Genomic DNA, 21,717 nt, shown 5'->3' with positions numbered 1-21,717 from the left:
TTCATTTTACAACCATATTTAAAATAGAATAATGTAGTATATCGAATAAAGATACTAAGGAATAAGATGAAACTACTTCTATCCATAATACTACTAACTACACTACTTTTCTCAGCCAATGAATCATTTTCTAAATCAAAAAAAGAACTTCGTAAGATATATAGAGACCATCAAACTACTATCTATTGTGATTGTAAGTACAACTATAAAGATAAAAAGAACATGATTAATAGAAAATCATGTGGTTATAAACCTCGTAATGAAAGAACTAAAAAAGGTAAAGTAAATCAAAGAGCCAGACGTATAGAGTGGGAACATCTAATACCTGCTGAGAACTTTGGTCGTCAATTCTCCTGTTGGAGAGAAGGTAATAGTAAGTGTGTTAAGAAGAATGGCAAAGCTTATAAAGGGCGTGAATGCTGCGAAAATGTTAATAAGAAGTACAAAATAATGCAAGCTGATATGCACAATCTATTTCCAGCTGTAGGTGAACTTAATGCTGATAGAAAGAACTTTAGATTTGACTTTGAACTAGCACAACCAAAGCAATATGGCGAGTGTCAATTCAATGTATCATTTAAACAAAAGAGAGCTAGAGTTAGAGAAGAGATTAGAGGTGTGATAGCTAGAGACTACCTTTATTTCAATAAACGATACAAGATGAAACTATCAAAACAAGAACTGAAGAAGTATAATTCTTGGAACAAACAGTATCCAGCGAATGAATGGGAGATAGAAAGAAATAAGAGAATTGCTAAAATACAGGGTAATGTAAATCCATTTATTCAATGATTGATCTACCATTTAGTCTGACATATATACAGATATATCTTATATTTATTACATTTTTTTCATTTGTTTTGTACACATATGACAGGTTCTTAGCACTAAAGAATACCAGAAAAATTTCAAGAATATCTGAGTTTAAACTCTTACTCTCATCTTTCTTTGGTGGAACAATTGGTTCAGTTATAGCCATGATAATGTTTGCAAAAAACGGAGCAAATCGGACACCAATGCCGATTCAGTTCGGACACTAATGCCGTTTTAAATCGGACAGTGATGCCGGAAATGATTCGGACACTTTAGGTTAAAAAACGGCATCTAAATAATATTTAAGAAAGAGATATTTTCTAAATTTAAATACACTAATTGTAAATTACTTTACAAGGGTGTTGAATGAGGATTATATCGATGAAACAAGTTCGTGATGTACTGCAACTTCATAGTGTTATGAATTTGTCGCTGCGGAGAATACAAGGTGCTACTAATGTAGCTAAAAGTACAATATCTGATTACATCAAACGATTTAAACATTCTGGTCTAAAGATTGAGCAAATCAATATTTTAGATGATGACTCACTAAGACTAAAATTATTTCCTGAACACTCCTCTGTTGTAGTCTCTCGTAGAGCAATGCCCGACATGAACTATCTCCATAAAGAGATGAAACTCCGCAAAAAAACTAAGGTGACACTCCAACTTCTCTGGGAAGAGTATAAAAGAGACAATCCAGATGGATATGAATATACACAGTTTCGTTTATACTACAGCAGATTTAAACAAGCGCTCAATCCCTCCATGCGTCAAACACATCTCGCAGGAGAAAAGGTCTTTGTAGATTACAGTGGTCTTACTATGCCAATTTATAATCAAAGAACTGGTGAAGTTGAAAAAGCTCAGATATTTGTAGCAGTGTTAGGTGCTAGTGGATATACATTTGTACATGCAACTCCAAGTCAAACACAAGAGGATTTTATTTATTCTCATGTAATGTGTTATAGCTTTTTTGCTGGAGTACCAAGGGTTGTTGTACCAGACAACCTCAAATCAGCCATCATCTCCAACAATAAAAATGGAATTGTTGTAAATGAAAGTTATGCAGACTTAAATAGACACTATTCAATTGCAGTAGAACCAGCAAGACCAAGGAAACCTAAAGACAAGCCTAAAGCAGAACAAGGTGTTCAAGCGATACAGCGGTATATATTAGCAAGATTTCGTCATCACAAATTCTTTAGTGTAGATGAATTAAATGATGCTATTGCTTCCCTCTTGGATAGATACAACACTAAAATTATAAAACATCTGCAAAAAAGCCGTACTGAGCTGTTTGAAGAGATTGATAAGCCATACCTTAACCCACTACCAATGAATAGCTATGTTTATAAGCAATTTAAAATTGCTCGTGTCAATCAGGACTATCATATTACACTTCAAATGTGTAACTACTCAGTTCCATTTAAATACATCAAAGAAGAGGTTGAAATAAGATACTCAACTCAGAGTGTATATGTTTACCATAAGCACAAACTCATAGCTACACATCCAAGACTACGAAGAGTTGGCGAAACATCTACACTCCATGAACATATGCCAAATGATCATCAATATATAAATGAAAAGATGAATCCAGATAGACTTCGTTCATGGGCTAAAAACATTGGAGAATATTCAAGTGTGTTTGTAGAAGACGCGTTTGACGAAGTTCAACACAATCCTCAAGCATACAGAAAAATATCTGCTGTGCTCTCATTGGCAAAACTCTACGGCAACACAGAGTTGGAACTAGCACTTATGTACGCAACAAAAATGAGAACTATTACAACAAAGTCTATCAAGTCTATACTTGATAAAAAACTCTATCTTGCAAGAAGTGCCAATAACACAAATACTCCTAAACAATCACTCTTTGATACACACACTAATATCCGCGGTGCGGATGAATACAAATAAACAAAGGAATAACACAATGGATCACACAATAATAATAAATAAACTTGCTGAGTTAAGCTACAAAGGTTTTAAAGATGCATATATGCATCAGATAGAAGATGTTAACTACAACACGCTAAGTTTCGAAGATAGACTTTATCAACTTCTTGATGCTCAGGATATATTCCTCAGAAATAAGCGCATTACGATGGCATTTAGACTTTCAAAAATAAAAGACAAGCAAGCGGCTATTGATGCTATAGATTTCTCTCCAAGAAGAAAAATAAATAAGACGCAGATACATTCGCTTGCTGCATTAAATTTTATACATGCTAAGCAAAATGTCATCATTACTGGCAAGACAGGAACAGGTAAAAGTTACATTGCTCAAGCAATGGCTAATCGCGCAATTATTGATGGATACAGAGCATATTATATAAGAACACCCACCTTGCTTGAGGAGATACGAATATCAAGAATAGATGGGACATATACAAATTTACTAAAAAAATATTCAAGATTTCAGCTTCTGATTCTTGATGACTTTGGAGTCGCGCCAATAGTTGAAGATGACGCTACGAATCTGTTTGAAATCATAGAAGATAGAACTGAGATTAACTCTACGATTATCACTTCGCAACTTCCAGTTAGCGAGTGGTACAACTATCTTAACAACAACACTATTGCTGACGCAATTTTAGATAGGATTGTTCACTCTTCTCACAGGGTAGAATTAAGCGGACCATCTATGCGAAAAATGAAATCTACGATAGAAAATAAGGAAATCCTAGAGTAGCATCCGGACACTTATGCTAAAATGTTGTTACAGAAAATATCTCTTCTTAAACTGTCCGAACTGAAACGACAACAGTGTCCGGATACTCCGTCATATGCAATAATGTTTAGACATAAAGTTAAGAAATTATCATTTTTACTCAAGTTTGCTATTGTTATATTCGCTCAAACAGCTTCTATTTATTTCTATATTTATACAACATAAACTGCAGCAAAGTTTCTGAAAATGAGTTTTCTAAAGTGCATAATTTATCAAAAATCATAAGGTATTAAACTCTTTTTTTATGATTTTGAGTAACTGAAATAATCAAATAAATTGATTATTAGATAGTTGTTTATTGCAAAAAAGCTGTTTAAAAAAGATCACATATTCTGAATATTGGACATGATATTTATAGTAATAATGGGTCAAATAAAATTGATAAACCATTGTTTTTATTAATTTAAAATGAGGTATTTACTGATATTTTAGAAAGTGAAATTAACGATTTAGCAACTATTTTTTAGAGTGAAATAGATAAAAAAGAAAAACAATTTAAGCGATTTTCGGTAAATGTAATTGTGAAAAATACATGAAATAATGATGGATTATGTAGTGGATGTTTTAGTTTTCTATGTGCTAGATTAGAGAATATTAAGGGAGTTAGAAAGTTGTTTTTTTACTAATTTAATGTTTTTAGATTCTAAAAATACAATTAAATTATGTAGCAAAAGCACCTCAAAATTTATTATTTAGTAGAGTGCTTTTAGTAGACATAGAGACAGTAAATTAGTGTTAAATTTTAGTTCGTTATTTCAGATTATTTGCTACTTCTACGAAGAAAATAAAAAGTGATAAAATTTGATGATTATTGGAAGAAAAATAAGGAGAGTTTAGAAAAAATATGATTCTTAAATAGTGCAGATTAGAGCTTGTAAAACGTGAAATCCCTATTATAGTATTTATAATAATCAAAGAGTACAAATGTGTTATCTAATGAGCTCAAGCAAAGAATACAAAAGCTAATCAAAGATTAGTTCAAAAAGAGTTATCAAAAGAGTAAGATACCTGCTAAGGTCGATTTTCGATTTTACTGGGTACACAAATGGGTCCAAATAGGGCCTTTTCGGAAACTGCCAAAAAACGGAAATAAGAAAATTTCATGGAAAGCATATATTTTTTACCAATTATTCTTAAGGTTTAGCATAAAAAAATAATAGCGGTTTATTTAAATCGTAATGATAAAAAAGCCTTTATTATAAATAATCAGGGGTCTTCGGAAGATTTAAAATGCTATAAGAGTAATTTTAAGGCTATTTTTGGGCGTATATACATAAAAACAATACTACGCCTCACCTATGTCATAGTTAATGGCTTCTTGCATGCTTAAAATAAGTCTCACAGAATTTAAATTCTAGTTCGGTTTTTTAGATGAGAATAGGGCTGTTTTGAACTTAATTAAAATGATTAATACTTAATAATTCTTCTGCTTTAGAATAATATGGTAAAGATCCATTAAGAGGATTTATTTTATCAAGATATTGATTGGCCCATTCTATCCATTTAAGCATGTCTTTTGTTAGTGTTCCTCCATTTTCTTTTTTTGCTTTATCATCTATGGCTGATATATAGTTTTGAAGTTGCATAGTAAAGTTCCAATCTTTAGCTTGTTTTTCTAATTGCTCAATCATATTCTTTTCCAACTCTTCACAATGTGAATTATATCTTTTTAAAATACGAGCTTCTTTTCTTTTTCTATCTTCCTCTTCTCTTCTTAATTTATTTTCTTTCATTGCAGTTGCAAAATTTAATATTCCATCTATAAAGCTTGGTAATAGTTCTTCTAATGTATAAAGTTTTCCAGCAGACCATGTTCTTCGTGTATTACCATTATAACTTTTGATAAGTAAAGATATTTTATTGCTTGGAGTATATTCACGTTCTGTCCGTTTCCAAAATCCATCTCCAACAACAGTTGTATTTGTAACAGTTGATTTTTCTTCTACTGCTATTTGTATTTTCTCTTTATCTATAATAATACAAGTACCATATCCATTAGAAGTATTTACCTCGTAACCTCTATTTTCAAACCACTTAAATAGAGCGTCCAATACTCTAAGAACTTTTTTGTAATTAGCTGGTGATATTCTAATATCAGCACAGTCCTTTCCAGATGTAATCATTCCATATTCATCTATTTTTTTAGATTTTAAGCTATCTCGTGTTTTTGCAATAATAGTATGTGGGCTTGTTAATGTTTGTTTTACAGTTATCTTGGTTTTTTTGGCAGCTAGAAAAATAGTCTTTTTTAATTTTATATTCGATGCTATTCCTTTGATTACAGGAATAGCTTTTCTCTTCTTAAGTAGGACACTAATATATTTATAACTTGTTAGCGGAGGTATATATATCTCTTTACCAAAGGCTATTTTTTGCCAATGACCCATTTTTGGTACAGGTATAAGGAACTTATTACATAATTTTTTAAGCTCCACTGCTGATACATTATATTTAAGAGCCAACTTGGTAAAAGGATTACTCCAAACATGCTTATATAGTTGCTCTCTATTAATAAATTTAAGCATCTTATACTCCTTAGTAAATGTTTATTACTTTAAAGTATATGAGAAATTAATAAAAGGAGTATTATGAAGCTTGGTATCTATGATATTTTTATTATTTCAGCCTTTATTTTTCAAACTCCAGTTTTAATGGAGCTGTGGAGGACACAATCTAACTTAAATATAGAGGAATATTGTTAAATATTTAAAAGTTGTACTTAAAACTGTACTTATTAAGTGGATACAAGAAGGTTCTCTTTTTTGCGACAGCGTTTAGTTCTTAAATTCTATGTAATATACCTATCATTAACTATGGTGTGGAATGACCCATATAAACTAGACAAGTTTTTAATCAGTTGATTAGATAAAATAGTAGTACAATTTATAAATAATAACTAGAATATTAATTGGAATTTTTATATAGATTTACAGTAAATATATTGTCACTATTCTGCAACAAAAAGCGGTTATCTGCGGTTACAGTAAAATTTTAAACCCCTATATCTAGGGCTTTTAAGCGATAAAAAGTGCTCTCATAACGGAGATATATATAAAAATATTTTACAATTCAAAAAAAGACATAGTTATCTTGATTATTTATCTCCAAATGAGTTGGGAAAAAGATATAATTTAGAGTCTTCAGATAATTAGGTTTTTACTGGGTTAGTAATTGTCTAGTTTATATGGGACATTCCAATATGGACTTATTATAAGCTATATTTTAAAACATAAAAGCTTCTTTATTTATAGTAAAATCTACTGCTCAAACTACTTATGATATTTGTTATTTAAAAAAAATCTCAATTTTAATTCTGATAAATTAAAATCTTTTAAAAGCTTTTTTAAATGTCCTTGAGAATAAGTATGCGTTTGTTTTTCCATAGTAAAGACTCTAGAAAGATTGCCATTTGAATAAATTGCATGTGACCCATTCTGCCTTTTAATACCAAAACCGTAATGTTTTAGTAGTTTTTTAAAGGTTCTAACATTGATACTATATTTCATTTTTATATCTTTTATTGAATTTATTTAGATTAAATTCTATAGATTGAAAAGCATCTGCAACACTTGAATTCAATATTGAATCGCTATAGTTATATGTGATATTTGTGTTTTGATAGAATCTACCGTGTGGATCAATCATAATATATGAATCTTTCATATCATCATTTGACTCTATATAAATTTTTGAATCTATACCTTCATGCTTGTCTAAAAATACATTAAATTGCTCAATAGAGCAATATTCTATATCTTTGTCCATAGATAAAGCTTGAAAAACTTTCCACTTAATTGGATTTATAAGATCTATAAAATGACCTAAATATTCTTGATAGTTATGCTCATTTACTACTGTATTTATTTTAATCTGAATATTTTTATTTATTTTTCTGAATTGCTCAATACTCTTAATGATTCTTGATACATCTAGAATCTCATTTTTGTAACTTCTTCCAATATTTAAATTTGTAGATTTTTCAATACTATCAATACTAATGGCAAACATAGATAGATATTTAGCATTTGATTCTATAAACCTGTTTGTTATTTTTGAAGAATTACTTATTAGTGATACTTTAAATCCTATTTCATAAGCTTTTTTAATTATAAAATCTATATTTCTGGATAGTGTTGGTTCCCCACCTGCTATATTTAGTCTTACTACGGTGCCTTTATACTCTTGAGAAAAAAAAGAATAAACTTTATTTAAAAGAACCTCAATGTCTTTTTTTGATACTTGAATCTCTTTTTCAAAAGACCTTTTATACTTTGCAAAGCAGTAAGTACATTTATAATTACATTGTTGTATAATGTGCCAATTTATTGTTATTTCGTTCATTTGAACTCCTGTGTTAATATGAACGAATTTTAGTTTTTAGGGTAGTTTTAATATAGGAAATCATGTGGACACGAAAGTGCAAAAAATAAAAATAACATTTGCAAAGTACAGAACAAATGGGTTTATATTAGACTTTTTAGTGAAGAGTTTAAATATAGTGCAGGGTGAAAAACTTCAAAAACCATATCAAAGATTTATCAAAGAAAGAGAAATCTCATCTCAGGAGTATCATGATCTGTTGGATACAATTGTTAGTGATATATTGGATGTCTTTTTTGATAATATAAGAAGTGAAGAGGCTGTATATTGTGAATTGTTGATAAAAGAATTTCTGTCATATTATCAGCAACTTAAAACTAATAATGAGACGCTAGCGTGTTCTCAAAGACAACTAGATTTTATAGAATTAATTCATACCTTTATTCCCCTTGTTGAATCACTACTTCCTACTAAAAAACTTCAAACAATCATAAATCTTATTGTTCCTGATAAAAAAGTGAATGCAATACAAAAGTTATTTAAAATAATAGAAAAATCTTTTAATAGTAACGATATAATAATAAAAGATATTTTATCTGAAGCTTTAAATAAAAATAAAAACTTAGGTTATGACTCTATAAATAAAGATGTGTATAACTGGATTAATGGGAAAAGTATACCTGATAGCAAGCACGTAGATATATTTGTAAAAGGCTTATACAAGTATTCAACAGAATTTACAAAAAATGAGTTGAAAACATATTTTAAACTTGCTAAAGTAATGCAGTATTTGTATGAAAAATCAATAGGATATTTTGAGGATGAGTTGACAATTAGACTTATTGAACATTTTAGATTTTTAAGTGCACTAAAGTCTTTATATTATAATAATTCAAATGATAATAGAGAATTTGAAAAATCACTTAAAAAGTACTATCCAACAATGAGCCAACATCTAATTCAATGGTATTTGGATATATATTTTTATCATAATACTCATTTGTCTTCTTATTTAGTTTCTAGAGTTAAAGAAAATGATAGATATATTCCCAATGAAAAAGATGAAATTAAAAAGTTTATTAGAGAAGCTCATGAGCATCAAAAAAACTTGTATCTAATAAACGAAGATGATTTTTTTAAAAGAATTGACAGTACGTTGCCAATCAGATATTTGAATGGAAGGATTCAATATGAAGATTTGCAGAATATAGATATTACTATTATCAATAAAGAGTTTCAAAAATATAGCGAATTATTAGCTCCCTTAAACACTTTTACTTATCCTAATAATAAAAAAACTGAAGATAGTGAAGCAAACTTTTTAGTTCAAATAAAAAACTTTGAAGAGTCATATGATATTTTTGAAAATCCATATTATCACTTTATAAAGGCACGACACTTTGCTCAAAAAAGAGAATATAAAAAATCTACAGAACATTATCTAGTAACATTAAAATTCGGTAAAAACTGTATGGGCTCAAATATAAAAGATGTCATTAAAGAGGGGCTGATTGTATCAGCACAAGATACAAGAAAAGAGCAATTAGATTTAATCAATGCTAAAAGTGCATTCACAACTTTTTATATGGAATCATATTTGTATAAATTAATAGATGATTTACCAAATGAAATTAATCAATACTTTTTAAATGACATAAAAAAACAATTTGATTCCTACTTTACAAACTTATATACTGGAACAAAAGAAGCAAACTTTACTGATATACTGAGAAATAAGGGAATAGTATATAAAGATAATAATGTAAAGATAGATTTTACTAGTCCAGATAAAGAAATCAAAAAAGTTTATTCAAATAAGGTTTCTCAATTAATGCATTGTTCATTCAAGGCTGATTATGCTGGAGTACGTAAACTAGTACAGAATGGGGCAGATGTAAACTATATAAGAAATATAGACAACTATACTGCACTAATAGCTACTTTAGAAAATAAAATAAAAAAAGAAAATATAAAAATTGCAAAATTATTGATTCCTAAAATGTCAAAAGATGCTCTTAATGCCAAGCTTATAAAAAAACAAGAAACAGTTCTATCTTATGCTATTAACAGAGGTTTAGTAGATATTGTAGAACTATTAATTAATAATGGTATTGATATCAACCAGAAGATATCATTGGATGAACAAACACCTTTATATTATTGTATTACTATTATAAATATAGTAAAAAATGGAGTAGATAAAGTATTAGATTTATCAGATAAAAAGTTTATAAAAGAAAATCCTTTTGAATTAAAAACAGAGATGAAAAAGATATTAAGAACTTCTAATATGATTAATGCAGTGTTTGATAGTGACAAAGAAGATTGGTTTAATCTGAAAAATAATGATAAAAATTTTCAGCAAATAAAAAATGCTTTATTAACTGACAAGACGCTCATATTAGAACTATACTACACTGAAAATTTAGATAATTTATACAAAATCTTTGATTTGATATTAAATGCAACAACAGATGTAAACATACCTGTAAAAGAAGGTTTGACACCTCTGATACTTGCTACGCAACTTAATGAAGAAATTTTAGTTGATAAACTTTTAAAAAATGGTGCTGATAAAGATGTTAGAACAACCTCTAATCATAAAGCAATTCATTATGCCATTCAAAATGAGAATAGGTCTTTATTTGAAAAATTAGTTTGATAATATTCACACAAAGATTGAACCTACAACACTTTCAATGGAATGTCTCCTACAAGCTAGAAAATTCTATTAATAATTACATATACATAATAGCAATATATTTTTTCATTAAGTAATATATTTAGATGAATATCTTTGTCACCATTCTGCTACTGAAAGCGGTTATCTGCGGTTACAGTAAAATTTTAAATCCCTGTTTTTAGGGCTTTTGAGCGATATTATAGGCTCTCATAACGGAGTGGTCGCGTGTTCGAATCACGCAGGACCCACCACTTACAAACTTCCTAAATATTGAATTTCCAAAAAATTATAAAAATCAAAATATCGTTTAAGTTTCCATTATGTGAGCACTTTATAAATTAAATAAAGACGCTGATTCTAGCATTATGTAGTTTTTACCTAAATTAAGTCTATAATTCGTTATAGAAATAGAAAGGTTTTACAATAATATGAAAATGATTTTAGGTCTCGTGATAATTGCTTTTGGTGTTTTTCTTGAATTTATGTGGTTGGGGTTTTGTTTTGGAAGTATTATAATAGGCATACTATTACTTATATTTGCACCAAGCATACTTTTTTTTCCATTCAATTTTTTTCTTATAATTGGTCTGTCAATAATAAATCCAAATAAGTATAGTCGCTCTTCTAAATTTCAGTATAGGCGATATTCTCAAAATCAAACCAACTATACTCAGCCACAAAGTAATCTAGATAAATATTATGCAATTTTAGAATCTCAAAAAACAGATAGTTTCGATGTAATAAAAGCAAACTATAGAAGATTAATGAAAGAATATCATTATGATTCTCTCGCAAGCAAAGATCTTTCAGAAGAGATACTAAAGTTTGCAGAAGAAAAAACACAAAATATCAATGAAGCTTACTCCGCTATTAAAGATGCTAGAAGGTAGTGGACTTGTGTTTAATATTTTTTTCGATAAAATCCATTTTAAATTACTTGAAAGATGAGAAATTTGGAAGAATTGCAAGATTTACTAAAAGAGCTTGAGCAAACATTGCATGATAGACTACATGCTATTAGAGGTGGAGCATTGCATGACGTAAAAAATTTTCATAGTGCAAACGATTTTGTCGAGTTATTAGAAGAATCAGAGAATGATTTTAACTATTATGTTGAAGAAATGGAAAATGTTGATGATTATAATATGGATGAATATCAACGTTTAGCTGAAGCGGCTAAGAATAAATTTCAAACTGAAGTCATAAACTTAATTGACACATTAGATTTTTATAATTTAGAAGAAAAAGCTAAATCATTAGCTGTTAAAAATAAAGTTAAATAGAGGCTTGTCAATAATGAAGCTTTAAGCTCAATTTTAAGCTATTTTCATTACATAGAGTTTGTATATTTTAGCGCGTCAGTTGGCATATTTGGCGAGAAGATATTTTTTATATTTGCTCAGTATTTTATATAAATAATAATGCTATCATACATCTAATAGCAACTATATTTAATCAAAGATGTAATATTAGATAACAAAAGGATTATAGCCAATGGAAATGATTCAAACAGTTAAAAAGATGCAAACAGAGGCTTTGGAAAGTAGTGGGGTAGACTTTATTAGACTAGGTCTTGCACTCTTTTTTATGGTGGCAGTTCTTGCCTACAGTTTTTTGAGTCTTGGTAGTGTTCCAAACAGTATGTTTCTGGCAATTGCAGCACTTTTTGGTGCGTATCTGGCAATGAACATCGGAGCTAACGATGTTGCCAATAACGTTGGACCAGCTGTTGGTTCAAAAGCTCTTACTATGGGTGGAGCAATAGTTATTGCTGCTATTTTTGAAGCTGGTGGTGCCTTTATCGCCGGTGGTGATGTTGTTGAAACAATTAAAAAAGGTATTATTGATATAAATGCATTTGGCGGAAATGTAGATCCATTCATTTGGGCGATGATGGCTGCACTTTTAGCAGCTGCTTTATGGCTAAACTTTGCAACTGCTGTAAAAGCACCGGTTTCAACTACACACTCAATCGTTGGTGGTGTTATGGGTGCCGGTATCGCAGCGGCAGGCTTTAGTATAGTATCATGGGGAACAATGAGTAAGATTGCAGCTTCATGGATTATCTCACCTGTTTTAGGTGGTGTGATAGCTGCAATATTTTTGTTTGCTATTAAAAAGACAATGGTCTATAAAGAAGATAAAATAACCGCAGCCAAGATATGGGTGCCTATCTTTGTAGCCATTATGTCATGGGCATTTGTTACTTACTTAACTTTAAAAGGTCTTAAAAAGATTTGGCCTTCGATTGTTGATGTCTTGTCTTTTCTTCCAGATGAGAAAAAACCTTCATTTATTGTTGCAGCAATTTTTGGATTAATCATTGCAGCAATTGTCTACTTCATAGTTAAAAAAACTGTCACAGCCAGAGCTGCTAAACTTGATAACACTAGAGCTGGAATAAATTTACTTTTTACAGTACCTCTTATTTTTGCAGCGGCACTATTAAGTTTTGCTCATGGAGCAAATGATGTTGCAAATGCAATTGGACCATTAGCTGCGATCAGTGATGCTGTGATTACTGGTGGAATCTCATCTAAGGCAGGCATTCCATTTTGGATTATGGGTGTTGGAGCTTTAGGTATTGCAATTGGACTAGCTCTTTATGGACCAAAACTGATTAAAACTGTAGGTGGTGAAATAACAGAACTTGATCAGATGAGAGCATTTTCAGTAGCAATGTCCGCTTCTATAACTGTGATTATAGCTTCACAGCTTGGTCTTCCTGTTTCTTCTACTCATATTGCTATTGGTGGTATATTTGGTGTTGGTTTTTTAAGAGAATTTCTTGAGCCATCTTATGAAAAAAATATTATAAGACATGAGCAAGCAACTCTTAGAGATGAAAAAATCCTTTTAAGAGCATACGGTGCTGAACTTAAAACATTAGAATTAAAAGATGATAAGCAAAAAGATGATTATATAAGAATCGTTGATCTGTATAAAATGATTGATGTAGAAGAAGATAGAATAAAAGAGTCTAAGAAACAGTTGAAAAGTGTAGAAAAAGTTAAATACGTAAAAAGAGATGCAGTTAAGAAAATTATAGCAGCTTGGATAATAACAGTTCCTGCAGCCGCTATTTTATCGGCAGCAATATTTTTTATGATTAAGGGAATTGTGCTTTAATATTTACACTGTCACCATTATACAATTAAAAGTACTTGTCTGTAGTGGAAGTATATCTACTTTTTTTAAAGAGAGTAGATATACTAATAGCAGATAAAACTATCTATTCAGTAAGTTCTGTAAGAATTTTTTTAATCTTGCCCTGAGTTTCATTAACGGCTTTAATTGACTCTTCATCACTGATATCAAGATCACTTATCCAGTTGTCAATTGACGGAAAACCAATATGTGCTGTCTCTTCATCTTTTTTCTTGTAAATAACCAATGAGAAAGGAGCAAAAGCACCTGCATCTGGATGATTTTTAGATACTGGAAATATAGCATTAAATCTAATGATTGAGTATGTATCAAAAAAATCATAATCATCATGTTGCAAATTATAAGATTTTGGTATTAAAAAACCAACTGGTCCTAATTCACCTTCAAACTCTTCCTCAAATGCTGTTTTTGCATCTGTATATGTAGTGCCTTCTTCAAGTTCGAACTCTTTTGTAAACTCAGTAGTCAATGGCTTGTCTGAAGGTTTTACATTATGGCTTACAGGAACATATTTGCCATTTGGCAATGCTTTATGAAGTGCAGCATCTACAGAAGCAGCGTAAGCGATTAAGTCTGGATTTGTTACAGGGATTTTAGTGATTCTTGCCATACCGTGTAAAGACAATGTAGAAATATTAATAGTCTTGTTTGCAGCATTCTCATAAATAGACATTGACAGAGGTGTTATGAAACCTATGTTAGGATATTTTTTCATCAGTTTTAAAACCAATTTTTCATTCGTAAATATTGCTAAGTTATAAGCTTTGTGGTGAACAAAACCATATCTTTTTGAAAAAATAGAATTCATATCGTTGTTAACATCAACTTTAACGCCACTAGCATTAAAAGCTTTTTCAATACTCTTAGCGTTAATCGCACCTTTTGAGTTGTCAACACTAAATATTCTAAGATTTTGTTCTTGCATACTTGAACTGTCTGCTGAGCAAACACTTACTCCTAGTGCTAAAAATGCACCTATAAAGATTGAATAAATCTTTTTCATTTGTACCCTTTAATTTAATATGATTGCATTTTACTATATTAATATATAAAATAGCTATGAAACTACAGTATATATTTTTGTGATAACTTTTTTGTCCTTATATGCAACAAAAGTTATATTACATAGTAAACATAAAATGTTCGATATATTAATTAACTCTATAGATAAAAGGATTTATCATGTTAGTTTATATATATGACAGGGAAGACGAAGAGTTTGATGATTATGAACATGAAGAGTCAACTAATGACTATGAATATGATTGTAATTATGAAGAGGAGTCTTACGACTATTCTGATTGCAACGATATCAGCTATTTAGACTAGTACTGCTTATTTTATTGAAAGTCCTTATAGTGAAACTTAATGTGATACAATTTCGCATATAAGGACTATCATGAGAGAAAAACACAAAATAATTAACTATCCAAGCAAAAATATAAAAACTGAAACATATATACTCGGAGATACATTTACTACAAAGCATTATTACGATGCTAAAGATGCTTATGTTAGAGAACTGATTAATACAGAAAATGGGATTACAGAAGTTAAACACTTTACAGTAAAAGGTGTTTTGTCAAAGTTGGAACATTTTGTAGATGATAAAAGACAAGGGGTAGAGACAAGATACTCTATTGCTAAAGCAAATAAGAGCGTGAAAAGTACTAAAACATACGATAATGGAAAGTTGCATGGTGAATGCATAACTTATAATGATAATAATGAAATAATTAAACAAGAAGTTTTCGCTCTTGGAAAACTTGTATTTAAATATTTACGAAAAGATAGTGTAGATATAACAAATGTTCAAATTGTTGATAAGGACAGTGTCGAGAACTTACCAAAATCTGAATATGAAAAATTACAACAAAACATGCAAGAGCATCCTGAGTGGTTTATATAGATATATTATTATCTTTTAAATATGTTGCAAGTTGAGTGTCAAGAGTGACTATGTGGTCTTTGAATTTATCATAGGCATAATATTTAATATACGATTCACCAAAGACAGGAAGTTTAAGCGCATTGGTATAGAAGTACTCCATCTCACCTAAGAGACGTTTATGTTCATCAATGTGCACCTGAGCCTCGTTGAAATTGTACTTCTCCATGATACCTTCTTCTAAAGAGAAATGCCCTCTGGTATGTTCTATTATCTTTTTAAAGAGTGGTAAAAAATCAGCATCTTCGCAAACTTTTATCTTAGCTAATAATTCTAAAAACTCACTGTGTGTGTCATCCATGATTTTAATATCTAAGTGTAGGTTATTACTCATATTTCTCTCTGGTTTAAGGCTACTTGTTTAGTTGCATATAGTATACCATTAAGTTAGAATGATTAAAATTTAACTGTATACTATTTAATCATAAAATTGTGATAATATGATTTTGCTAGTGTATAATTATAGTATGTCAATTTAAAGGAAAAGAGATGGAATTATCTGCAAAGACAATAGAAATAGTAAAAGCCACAGCACCCATAGTTGCTGCAAACGCTGAAGCAATTACATCAACAATGTATAAGATCATGTTCACAAATCATCCTGAAATAAAAGAGTTATTTAAAGACGCAAAGCCTGATCAGCATAAAAAACTTGCTGCTGCGGTAGGAGCTTACGCTGCAAATATAGACAACCTGATTGTATTGGAAAAAGCAATAGAAAAAATGGTTAGTACGCATATTCTTAAAAATGTACAACCAGAACATTACCCTATAGTAGGTATTTCAATCTTAGAAGCTATTAAAAAAGTTCTAGGAGATGCTGTTACACTAGAGGTTTTAGATGCATGGAAAGAAGCATATTTCTTTTTAGCTCATGTATTAATAGAGCAAGAAAAATTAGCTTATGCTGACGTATAATACATAAACTTGATATGATTGCAGTTATATAAAAAATAAAGAGTGAGAGCAATTGATAATCTTAGATTTTGAGACAAACTCAGCAAATATACACGATGTAATAGAAGTAGCTGCATTTCGAGTAGAAAAAGTAAATGATGAATATGTAGTAAAAGACAGTTTTCACCGCTACTATCTTTCAGAGTATGAAGTAAACCCTCATGCATTGGCTGTGCATAAACTATCCCCTGATAGGCTAGAGAGACTACGTGCAAAGGCTACTTATGAAGAGCACTTTGAAGATGACACAGAGTTTGTAGAGTTTTGCAAAGATGCTAAAACATTAGTAGCTCACAATATATCTTTCGAGCTTCGCCATATTGGAAGCTTACTATCGTTTGAGAAACACTTCTGTACTATGAAAGAGAATAAAAAAACTGTAGATGCCAGAAATATAAGAGGAAATATAAAAAATCCCAAGCTGATAGAAACCTGTGCATATTACAACATTGACTTTGATGACGAACAGTACCATAGTGCGATTTACGATGTCACTAAAACATTGGAAATTTTAAATAAGATGGATGATAATTTAAATTAGTTAGTCCATTACCTCTGTGTGAATTTTGTTATCTCATCATAAGGTACAGGCTCTCCAAAATAATAACCCTGAGAGTAATCCACTCCAATCGCTGAGACAATATCTGCAATCTCTTTGTGAGATACAAACTCTGCAATTGTTTGCATGTTTGCTATTTTTGCGAATGAGATAATGTTTTCTGCAACTAGACGCATATTTTTATCTTTGTCGATGTCTTTAACAAGTGATCCATCAATCTTGATGTAGTCAACATCCAGTTTTAAAAGGTACTCAAAGTTTGAATATCCTGTACCAAAATCATCTATAGCCAATTTACAACCGAGCTGTTTAGCCTGTTCTATAAAAGAGTAGAACTCATCAAAATTCTCTATCCCTTCAGATTCAACTAGCTCTATTACTATTTTGTGACCTATATTGTTTGTTTTTATATTCTCTAGAAAATATGTTGCTACATCTTTATTTACTACATCGTCTATGGTAAGGTTTATTGAAAATTCATAATCATGAGACTTAGCTGCTTCAATAGCCTTGTCAATCATAATCATTGTAATTTTTGAATAGAGTTTTGCTTTTTTTGCAATTTCTAAAAAGAAAAATGGAGATATTACTTTATCGTCTGTATCTATCATCCGCACAAGTGCTTCAAACTTTTCAATTTTTTTGTTATGTTGATTATATATTGGTTGGAAAAATGCGACTATCCTATCTTCATCTAATGCCTTTTTGACTTTTTTTGTCCATTCAAGATTATTTTTATATTGTTCTTCTATATTGAATGTCTTTTCATATGTGACAGAGTTTTTATTCTCCTGTTTTGCTATTTTTAATGCAATATCAGCATTTATAAATAGATCTTTTTTTTCAAAAGCAATACCTATCGTAACTCTAAGCAAAATCTCATGTTGTTGAAAATATATTGGATTATTGGTTAATTTATCTACTAACTTTTTAATCGTATTTTCAAATTTATCTTTAGTAGTGCACTCTGTGCATAAAAATGCAAATTGGTCTGCCTGCAATCTATATACTTCTGCAAATCTATCGTTAGTAAGTTCAAGCAGTCTTTTTGAAAGTTCTATAATAACATGGTCGCCTATTTCATGACCATAAAAATCATTTATCTCTTTAAATGAGTCTATATCTATAATAGCAAGAGCAGCTGAATCAATGGTTTCAATGTCATTTAAAAGTTTAAAACGATTCCCTAATGTAGTGAGCCTATCTGTTTTGTATTGTTTTTCTAAAGTTTTTCTTTTTTCTACAAGTTCTGTAATATCATAACGCGAAGCAATATACTCCACAATTTCCCCATTGGTATCTAGTACTGGAATAATAGTTTGTGTAATATAAAAAGCACTGCCGTCTTTTTTAATATTTATCATATTACCTTGCCATATATTTTTATTCTGTATGGTTTCCCACATCTCTTTGTAAATCTCTTTTGGAGTCTCTTTATGTTTAAAGATATTATGAGGTTTACCAATAAGTTCATCTCTTGTGTAACCTGTAGCACTACATAAAGCATCGTTTACATATGTTATGTCTCCATTTAGATCACTTTTTGAAACATAGGCACTTGCATCTAATGCTTTCTTATATTCAAGTAGAGTTTTTTCTGCTTTATTTCTGGCTTCTAGTTCCGCAGATATATTTAAAAAAGATTTGTAAAGTTCGTCCTGCATTGTATTTATTGCTTGGGTAAGATTGTCAAGTTCATCACGTTTTGATGTTGATATTGTTTTATTTAGACTCAACTGTTCTGGTTTTGTATCTATTCTTAACATTTTAGTGTATTTTGCTATATGCTCAAGATGACGTGTTACCAGTCTTTGAAAAATAAATAGAATAAAAAATGAGGTAAGAAATGTTTTTATACCTTGTGAGAATAATATAATTATTATTTTATCTGTAAGTTGTTTATAGAGGTTACTCAAATCAGCAATTACAGTGAGTTCTCCTAGTTCTATATCTTGTGAATTATGATGATAGTGCAGGTTGAACTTTTTTTGAGCATGTTTCTTATCAAGAATACTTCCGCGTTCATAGTGTTCACCCTCAATTAAATCAATAGCTGCATATTCAATATCAGGTAGGTTAAGGATTCCATCAAGCTGCAATATTATCTGTTTATTGTCAAATACCCATATACTTTGATTAACACTTGCTAAATAACTGGATTCTACTAGAGAAAACTGTGTATCAATCGCTTTCATACCATTTTTGTAGTCTATATATAATTGTACTATTGTAATCATGAGAGTTATTAGAGCACTGAAAAGCAGTGTAAGTATTAGAAGTTTAAAAGAGACTTTTCTATCAATAAAATAGTTATAAAGAAAATTGTGAATCATCTTTTATCACCTTTAGTGTATCTTTTATTTTGTCCTCAATATCATTTAGAAAACTGTCTTGTATCTTTTTAATAGTACCATCTTTTAGCATAGACTCAAATGCTTTTTCCAGTCTTGGAATTAGATTTTTATGTTTTTTGTGCAGATGCATATATAAGGGACGAGATAAGATAGGCTTCTCAACTAGGTAAAATCCTTTCTCTATACTCTTACTAAGATCTGTAAGTAGTCCAATCTTGTTTGTTACGATTAGATCTAATCTATCGTTGGAGAGCATCTTAACAAGGGTAATGTGATTCGTTGCTATTGTAATAGAAAGAGGTTTTGCATTTTTAGCTATTTTTTCTGCTATTTTCATTCCTCTTATTACCCCAACATGGTAATTTTTAAGGTCAGATACTTTAGTAATAAAAATCTTTTTTCGGCTCAGAACTACTAAATCAATTGAATGGATTGAAACCGGAACACGAACAAGGTTTGGATATAGTTTGTTTATTTCCCATATTCTTGCGGCTTCGCCATCATAAATTCCACGATTAGCATTGATTAGTGAACGTTGATTTGGAAGTGTATGATAGTGTAAACCAATTTTTGCTCTTTTAAAACCCTCTTTAAGTACCGAATGTATCAAATTTGTTTCAGGAGCATCAAAACCTGAAGTAATGCTAAGCGTTAGATTATCTGCATGTAAAAGAGAGAGTGATAAAAAAAGTATTAAAATAATTTTTTTCATGATTTTATCCTTTTCCTATTTAGAATCTGTAGGTAATTACTAGATCAAGATCTAGAAGCTCTACCTGTTTATTCTCATAAAAATATTCGCTGGTTTTATAAATAGCACCGCTTAATATATTTATAGATTGTATCGGATTATATGAAAATAATAAAGAAGACTCCATAGCATCTCCTCTTGGCTGTGCTGGTGCTTCTACAGGTTTAGCTGGAGAAAATGTACCATCTGTTGTAGAGCGTCCGTAATCAGCATGGCTTGCTATTATTTTAAAGTTTTTAGTAAATGCGAAGTTTGCTCCGAGTTTATATGCGTCTACATTGGCTCTATAGGCATTTCTCGAAAAAAATGAAGAGGTATATGCAGGATCTCCTCCCCAAGGGTTTAATATTTTTGCATTGCCTGAATGGTTATATGCAATATAGGCGGAGATGTTCTTGTAGTTTATTCCCACTTTTAAACCAAATAGATCTGCACTATTAGCATCCAACCAAGCAGAGGCTAAGTCTTTACCTACACTTCTAACATTAAGATATTGTGCTGAAAATGTGTAGTTTACATTATTGTATTTGTTTTTATACTCAGCATCTAAATAGAACATATTTATAATGTCGTATGCATAAAAGTCCCACATACGAAGAGTTGTATTAGCTAAAGAAGTGTTTATTAGAGCAATACCGGTAATACCGTTTGTCTTACTTGTATCGTCTGCCAATATTTGCTGCTCAATTGGTAAAAACTTTCCACGTATATCTATTGCATTTTGTGTTGCACCGGCTGTTCTAGTTGTTTCACCAATTAGTCCAAACTCTACTGGTGCTCTTGTACCGTAAGCCATTTTATCGATATGTAAAACTATAAACTCGTTAGCATTGAAACTTTTATTTGAATAATATAGCGCTTCGAACATATTAGGCATATATGTGTATATTGAATTAGTTATAGGTGAACTTATTTTCTGTCTACCTACAATAGCATGGTGCTCTTTATCTTTATAAAAAAAGTTCAATTCTCCTAATACACCTTTAGCAGAATAGTCTTTTGTGAAAAAGCGTCCCGCTGCACCTATTGTATTTGGATCATCGAAATCATTAAGTCCTGTATCTTGGGCATAGTAAAGTGCTGTGGAAGCTCCGAAGTTTGAGTAGGTAGGTGAAGTATAACGGATATGGCCACCAATAGCACTACCATCAATACTGTAATCTTTTGCACGACCACTTTTTATATAAGATGCATCAAAAACATAGAAAAAGCGGATTAACCCTGAGACCTCACCATATTTTGTATCTATTTTTGGAGTATCTTCTGCATTGGCTAAGTCAGAAAACATTACAAATAGAATAACAAAAAGAAAACGTAGAGTTTTCATAGTATTTCCCCGTTGTGATTTAATTAAAGTATAACTTATATCGAAAAAAATATACTTAGTAAAAATAACTAATAATTATGTTAAGTTAAAATACTTGATT

General features: G+C 30.3%; 20 protein-coding genes and 1 tRNA gene. 13 read left to right on the top strand and 8 right to left on the bottom strand.

Annotated elements, in window-relative coordinates:
- The first annotated feature begins 66 nt into the window (after positions 1 to 66).
- The 4 genes from SMGD1_RS01035 (at position 67) to istB (ending at position 3,511) form a co-directional block, all read left to right on the top strand.
- The gene (locus SMGD1_RS01035) at positions 67 to 792 is read left to right on the top strand and encodes an endonuclease (protein ID WP_008338326.1); all 726 of its coding nucleotides are present in this window, start codon (positions 67 to 69) and stop codon (positions 790 to 792) included.
- The gene (locus SMGD1_RS14510) at positions 789 to 1,040 is read left to right on the top strand and encodes a DUF1294 domain-containing protein (protein ID WP_241761415.1); all 252 of its coding nucleotides are present in this window, start codon (positions 789 to 791) and stop codon (positions 1,038 to 1,040) included. Before SMGD1_RS01035 ends, SMGD1_RS14510 begins: the two co-directional genes overlap by 4 nt.
- A 154-nt stretch (positions 1,041 to 1,194) precedes the next feature.
- Positions 1,195 to 2,736 carry an IS21 family transposase gene (gene istA / locus SMGD1_RS01025; RefSeq protein ID WP_008340375.1) on the top strand — a complete coding sequence of 514 codons (1,542 nt, stop codon included), beginning with the start codon at positions 1,195 to 1,197 and terminating at the stop codon, positions 2,734 to 2,736.
- 16 nt (positions 2,737 to 2,752) lie between these two features.
- Positions 2,753 to 3,511 (top strand): IS21-like element helper ATPase IstB, encoded by a 759-nt coding sequence (istB, locus tag SMGD1_RS01020; RefSeq protein ID WP_008338275.1) that lies wholly within the window; start codon positions 2,753 to 2,755, stop codon positions 3,509 to 3,511.
- A 1,433-nt stretch (positions 3,512 to 4,944) separates the two neighbouring features.
- Here the strand turns inward: istB and SMGD1_RS01015 are convergent.
- The 3 genes from SMGD1_RS01015 to SMGD1_RS01005 all read right to left on the bottom strand — a co-directional run bounded on the left by SMGD1_RS01015 (position 4,945) and on the right by SMGD1_RS01005 (position 7,891).
- Positions 4,945 to 6,075: a hypothetical protein gene (locus SMGD1_RS01015; protein ID WP_008338453.1), complete on the bottom strand. Its 1,131-nt coding sequence runs from the start codon at positions 6,073 to 6,075 to the stop codon at positions 4,945 to 4,947.
- A 744-nt stretch (positions 6,076 to 6,819) separates the two neighbouring features.
- Positions 6,820 to 7,056: a type II toxin-antitoxin system HicA family toxin gene (locus SMGD1_RS15105; RefSeq protein ID WP_039920174.1), complete on the bottom strand. Its 237-nt coding sequence runs from the start codon at positions 7,054 to 7,056 to the stop codon at positions 6,820 to 6,822.
- The gene (locus SMGD1_RS01005) at positions 7,046 to 7,891 is read right to left on the bottom strand and encodes a viperin family antiviral radical SAM protein (RefSeq protein WP_008338209.1); all 846 of its coding nucleotides are present in this window, start codon (positions 7,889 to 7,891) and stop codon (positions 7,046 to 7,048) included. Before SMGD1_RS01005 ends, SMGD1_RS15105 begins: the two co-directional genes overlap by 11 nt.
- A gap of 316 nt (positions 7,892 to 8,207) precedes the next feature.
- On the opposite strand from SMGD1_RS01005, the gene SMGD1_RS01000 reads away from it, so the two are divergent.
- The 5 genes from SMGD1_RS01000 (at position 8,208) to SMGD1_RS00985 (ending at position 13,682) form a co-directional block, all read left to right on the top strand.
- Positions 8,208 to 10,532 carry an ankyrin repeat domain-containing protein gene (locus SMGD1_RS01000; protein ID WP_241761414.1) on the top strand — a complete coding sequence of 775 codons (2,325 nt, stop codon included), beginning with the start codon at positions 8,208 to 8,210 and terminating at the stop codon, positions 10,530 to 10,532.
- A gap of 202 nt (positions 10,533 to 10,734) precedes the next feature.
- Positions 10,735 to 10,804 (top strand) — tRNA-Tyr (locus SMGD1_RS14685).
- A 177-nt stretch (positions 10,805 to 10,981) separates the two neighbouring features.
- Positions 10,982 to 11,443, top strand: coding sequence for a J domain-containing protein (locus tag SMGD1_RS00995; protein ID WP_008338160.1), 462 nt, complete (start codon positions 10,982 to 10,984; stop codon positions 11,441 to 11,443).
- 63 nt (positions 11,444 to 11,506) lie between these two features.
- The gene (locus tag SMGD1_RS00990; RefSeq protein WP_008338656.1) at positions 11,507 to 11,836 is read left to right on the top strand and encodes a hypothetical protein; all 330 of its coding nucleotides are present in this window, start codon (positions 11,507 to 11,509) and stop codon (positions 11,834 to 11,836) included.
- 211 nt (positions 11,837 to 12,047) lie between these two features.
- The gene (locus SMGD1_RS00985) at positions 12,048 to 13,682 is read left to right on the top strand and encodes an inorganic phosphate transporter (RefSeq protein WP_008338319.1); all 1,635 of its coding nucleotides are present in this window, start codon (positions 12,048 to 12,050) and stop codon (positions 13,680 to 13,682) included.
- Positions 13,683 to 13,785: 103 nt separating this feature from the next.
- Here SMGD1_RS00985 and SMGD1_RS00980 read toward each other — a convergent pair whose 3' ends face one another.
- Positions 13,786 to 14,724 carry a DUF302 domain-containing protein gene (locus SMGD1_RS00980; RefSeq protein WP_008338585.1) on the bottom strand — a complete coding sequence of 313 codons (939 nt, stop codon included), beginning with the start codon at positions 14,722 to 14,724 and terminating at the stop codon, positions 13,786 to 13,788.
- A 179-nt stretch (positions 14,725 to 14,903) separates the two neighbouring features.
- Between SMGD1_RS00980 and SMGD1_RS14680 the strand changes: the two genes are divergently transcribed.
- Together SMGD1_RS14680 and SMGD1_RS00975 are read left to right on the top strand one after the other, a co-directional pair.
- Positions 14,904 to 15,050, top strand: coding sequence for a hypothetical protein (locus SMGD1_RS14680; protein ID WP_008338633.1), 147 nt, complete (start codon positions 14,904 to 14,906; stop codon positions 15,048 to 15,050).
- A gap of 70 nt (positions 15,051 to 15,120) precedes the next feature.
- Positions 15,121 to 15,630, top strand: coding sequence for a toxin-antitoxin system YwqK family antitoxin (locus tag SMGD1_RS00975; protein ID WP_008338414.1), 510 nt, complete (start codon positions 15,121 to 15,123; stop codon positions 15,628 to 15,630).
- Here SMGD1_RS00975 and SMGD1_RS00970 read toward each other — a convergent pair.
- The gene (locus tag SMGD1_RS00970; protein ID WP_008338504.1) at positions 15,623 to 16,003 is read right to left on the bottom strand and encodes a hemerythrin domain-containing protein; all 381 of its coding nucleotides are present in this window, start codon (positions 16,001 to 16,003) and stop codon (positions 15,623 to 15,625) included. The genes SMGD1_RS00975 and SMGD1_RS00970 overlap by 8 nt on opposite strands.
- A gap of 155 nt (positions 16,004 to 16,158) precedes the next feature.
- On the opposite strand from SMGD1_RS00970, the gene SMGD1_RS00965 reads away from it, so the two are divergent.
- Both SMGD1_RS00965 and SMGD1_RS00960 read left to right on the top strand, forming a co-directional pair.
- Entirely contained in the window at positions 16,159 to 16,587 is a 429-nt protein-coding gene (locus tag SMGD1_RS00965; protein WP_008338602.1) for a globin domain-containing protein, read from the top strand.
- Between the two features lie 52 nt (positions 16,588 to 16,639).
- Positions 16,640 to 17,167 carry a 3'-5' exonuclease gene (locus tag SMGD1_RS00960; RefSeq protein WP_008338591.1) on the top strand — a complete coding sequence of 176 codons (528 nt, stop codon included), beginning with the start codon at positions 16,640 to 16,642 and terminating at the stop codon, positions 17,165 to 17,167.
- An 8-nt stretch (positions 17,168 to 17,175) separates the two neighbouring features.
- Here SMGD1_RS00960 and SMGD1_RS00955 read toward each other — a convergent pair whose 3' ends face one another.
- From SMGD1_RS00955 to SMGD1_RS00945, 3 genes are read right to left on the bottom strand one after another with little or no spacing between them, the layout of a single operon-like run.
- The gene (locus SMGD1_RS00955; RefSeq protein ID WP_008338572.1) at positions 17,176 to 19,518 is read right to left on the bottom strand and encodes an EAL domain-containing protein; all 2,343 of its coding nucleotides are present in this window, start codon (positions 19,516 to 19,518) and stop codon (positions 17,176 to 17,178) included.
- Positions 19,496 to 20,251 (bottom strand): substrate-binding periplasmic protein, encoded by a 756-nt coding sequence (locus SMGD1_RS00950; RefSeq protein ID WP_008338639.1) that lies wholly within the window; start codon positions 20,249 to 20,251, stop codon positions 19,496 to 19,498. Before SMGD1_RS00950 ends, SMGD1_RS00955 begins: the two co-directional genes overlap by 23 nt.
- Before the next feature lie 19 nt (positions 20,252 to 20,270).
- Entirely contained in the window at positions 20,271 to 21,617 is a 1,347-nt protein-coding gene (locus tag SMGD1_RS00945) for a hypothetical protein (RefSeq protein WP_008338256.1), read from the bottom strand.
- Positions 21,618 to 21,717: the final 100 nt, after the last annotated feature.

Source organism: Sulfurimonas gotlandica GD1 (genome assembly GCF_000242915.1).
In the GTDB taxonomy this organism is placed as follows: domain Bacteria; phylum Campylobacterota; class Campylobacteria; order Campylobacterales; family Sulfurimonadaceae; genus Sulfurimonas; species Sulfurimonas gotlandica.
This window is presented reverse-complemented; position numbering and strand designations above follow the sequence as displayed.